The sequence below is a fragment of the Pseudomonas baetica genome, from assembly GCF_051216495.1.
GTDB lineage: Bacteria > Pseudomonadota > Gammaproteobacteria > Pseudomonadales > Pseudomonadaceae > Aquipseudomonas > Aquipseudomonas baetica_B.
On the sequence record NZ_JBPKAM010000227.1, the window covers coordinates 1 to 2,266 of the forward strand.

Genomic DNA, 2,266 nt, shown 5'->3' on the forward strand with positions numbered 1-2,266 from the left:
CCCCCCTCTCTTCTCTCCTCTCTCCCCTTCCCCCCCAATCTACCCCCCCCCCCCCTTTGTTCTTCCTTTCCCCCCCCCCCCCCCCCCCCCGATGAGGTCGGTACAGTCACCCGAGAAGCCATCTACTTCACGGCCCGCACCACAGACAACCCCGGCATCTGCCCCCGCCGCTGACTCAGATACCGCGTACAACTCACCCGCAAGAACGAGGCAAAATTCACCACCTCGCCACGGTAGTCCATGACCTCTTCATACAGTTTGGCGATCAACTGGTTGGTGGTCATGCCATCGACCTCGGCGATTTCGCTGAGGATGTCCCAGAACTGATTCTCCAGCCGCAAGGTGGTCACCACCCCGCAGATGCGCAGCGAACGGGAACGCGATTCGTAGAGGATCGGGTCGGCTTTGACGTAGAGCTCACACATGGACAGGTTCCCCGTTACAGCGTGATTTTCGTACCCAGCAACCCGAGGAAACCGGCAAGCCAGCTCGGATGGGCAGGCCAGGCCGGCGCCGTGGCCAGATTGCCTTGCACGTGGCCTTCCGTCACCGGGATATCGATATACGTACCGCCGGCCAGGCGGACTTCCGGCGCACAGGCCGGGTAAGCGCTGCATTCGCGCCCTTCGAGAACCCCGGCCGCCGCCAACAATTGTGCGCCGTGGCATACGGCAGCGATCGGTTTGCCAGCTTTGTCGAAGTCGCGCACCAGTTCCAGGACTTTCTCGTTCAGGCGCAGGTACTCCGGCGCACGACCGCCGGGGATCAGCAGCGCGTCGTAGTCTGCAGACTTGACCTTGGCAAAGTCGAAATTCAGGGCAAACAGGTGGCCGGGCTTTTCGCTGTAGGTCTGGTCGCCTTCGAAGTCATGGATCGCGGTGCGAACGGTCTGGCCAGCGGACTTGTCCGGACACACGGCGTGCACCGTATGGCCGACCATCAGCAGGGCCTGGTACGGCACCATCACTTCATAGTCTTCGACGTAATCGCCAACCAGCATCAGAATTTTTTTCGCCGCCATGGGGAGGACTCCTCTGGAAAATGCGTAGGCATGCAGGAGTATTCAAGGTAGTCCTTATCCGACAGGGCGGGTAACAACCGGCTACTACGAAGAGAGAGATTCTTGTGGCGAGGGGATTTATCCCCGTTGGACTGCATAGCAGTCCCATTTTTTGGGGCCGCTTCGCAGCCCAGCGGGGATAAATCCCCTCGCCACAAAGCATTACCCCCAACTGTACGGATAACTCTGCGCCTATCTGTAACATCTGGAAAACCACGGTTTGTGGCTAGATGAAGGCACTTCCAATCACAAAAAACTCCGGTTGCCATCATGTCCACCCGCGAAAACACCGGCATGGCCCTGGGCCTGCTCGGCGTCGTCATCTTCAGCCTCACCCTGCCCTTCACACGAATCGTCGTGCAGGAGCTCCATCCGCTGCTCAATGGCCTGGGCCGGGCGTTGTTCGCGGCGGTGCCGGCAGCCTTGCTGTTGCTATGGCGCCGCGAGAAATGGCCGACCTGGAACCAAATCAAAGGCCTGACGCTGGTGGCGGCCGGGGTGATCCTTGGATTCCCGGTGTTATCCGCCTGGGCGATGCAGACCTTGCCGGCGTCCCACGGCGCGCTGGTCAATGGCTTGCAACCGCTGTGCGTGGCGCTGTACGCCGCGTGGCTGTCCCATGAGCGCCCGTCGAAAGCTTTCTGGGCGTGCGCCGCGCTGGGCAGTGCGCTGGTGCTCGGTTATGCACTGATCAGCGGTGCCGGCAGCATTCAGGCCGGTGACTTGTTGATGCTTGGGGCCATTGCCGTGGGCGGTCTGGGCTATGCCGAAGGCGGTCGGTTGGCCAAGGAAATGGGCGGCTGGCAGGTGATCTGCTGGGCGTTGGTCCTGTCGACGCCGCTGCTGATCGGCCCGGTGGTGTACTTGGCGCTACAACATCATGGCGAGATCTCGGCGAAAACCTGGTGGGCTTTCGGCTACGTTTCGCTGTTCTCGCAATTCATCGGCTTCTTCGCCTGGTATGCCGGGCTGGCCATGGGCGGCATTGCCCGGGTCAGTCAGATCCAGTTGCTGCAGATCTTCTTCACCATCGCGTTTTCAGCGCTATTCTTCGGCGAACATGTCGAGCCGATCACCTGGTTATTCGCGGCCGGGGTGATCGTGACCGTGATGCTCGGACGCAAGACGGCGATCAAGCCCCATGTGGGAGCGAGCCTGCTCGCGAAGGCGGACTGACCGCCAACACCAATGTTGGATGTGCCGGCC

The 2,266-nt window shown here is 61.2% G+C and carries 3 protein-coding genes; 1 reads left to right on the top strand and 2 read right to left on the bottom strand.

The features are described 5' to 3' along the window. Positions 1–122: 122 nt before the first annotated feature. Both ACSFE6_RS31375 and ACSFE6_RS31380 read right to left on the bottom strand, forming a co-directional pair. Positions 123–425 carry a ribbon-helix-helix domain-containing protein gene (locus ACSFE6_RS31375; protein WP_435431244.1) on the bottom strand — a complete coding sequence of 101 codons (303 nt, stop codon included), beginning with the start codon at positions 423–425 and terminating at the stop codon, positions 123–125. 14 nt (positions 426–439) lie between these two features. Then, positions 440–1,021 (bottom strand): DJ-1/PfpI family protein, encoded by a 582-nt coding sequence (locus ACSFE6_RS31380; protein WP_435431245.1) that lies wholly within the window; start codon positions 1,019–1,021, stop codon positions 440–442. Between the two features lie 309 nt (positions 1,022–1,330). Here ACSFE6_RS31380 and ACSFE6_RS31385 point away from each other — a divergent pair, with 309 nt between their 5' ends. Beyond that, entirely contained in the window at positions 1,331–2,236 is a 906-nt protein-coding gene (locus ACSFE6_RS31385) for a DMT family transporter (RefSeq protein WP_435431246.1), read from the top strand. Positions 2,237–2,266: the final 30 nt, after the last annotated feature.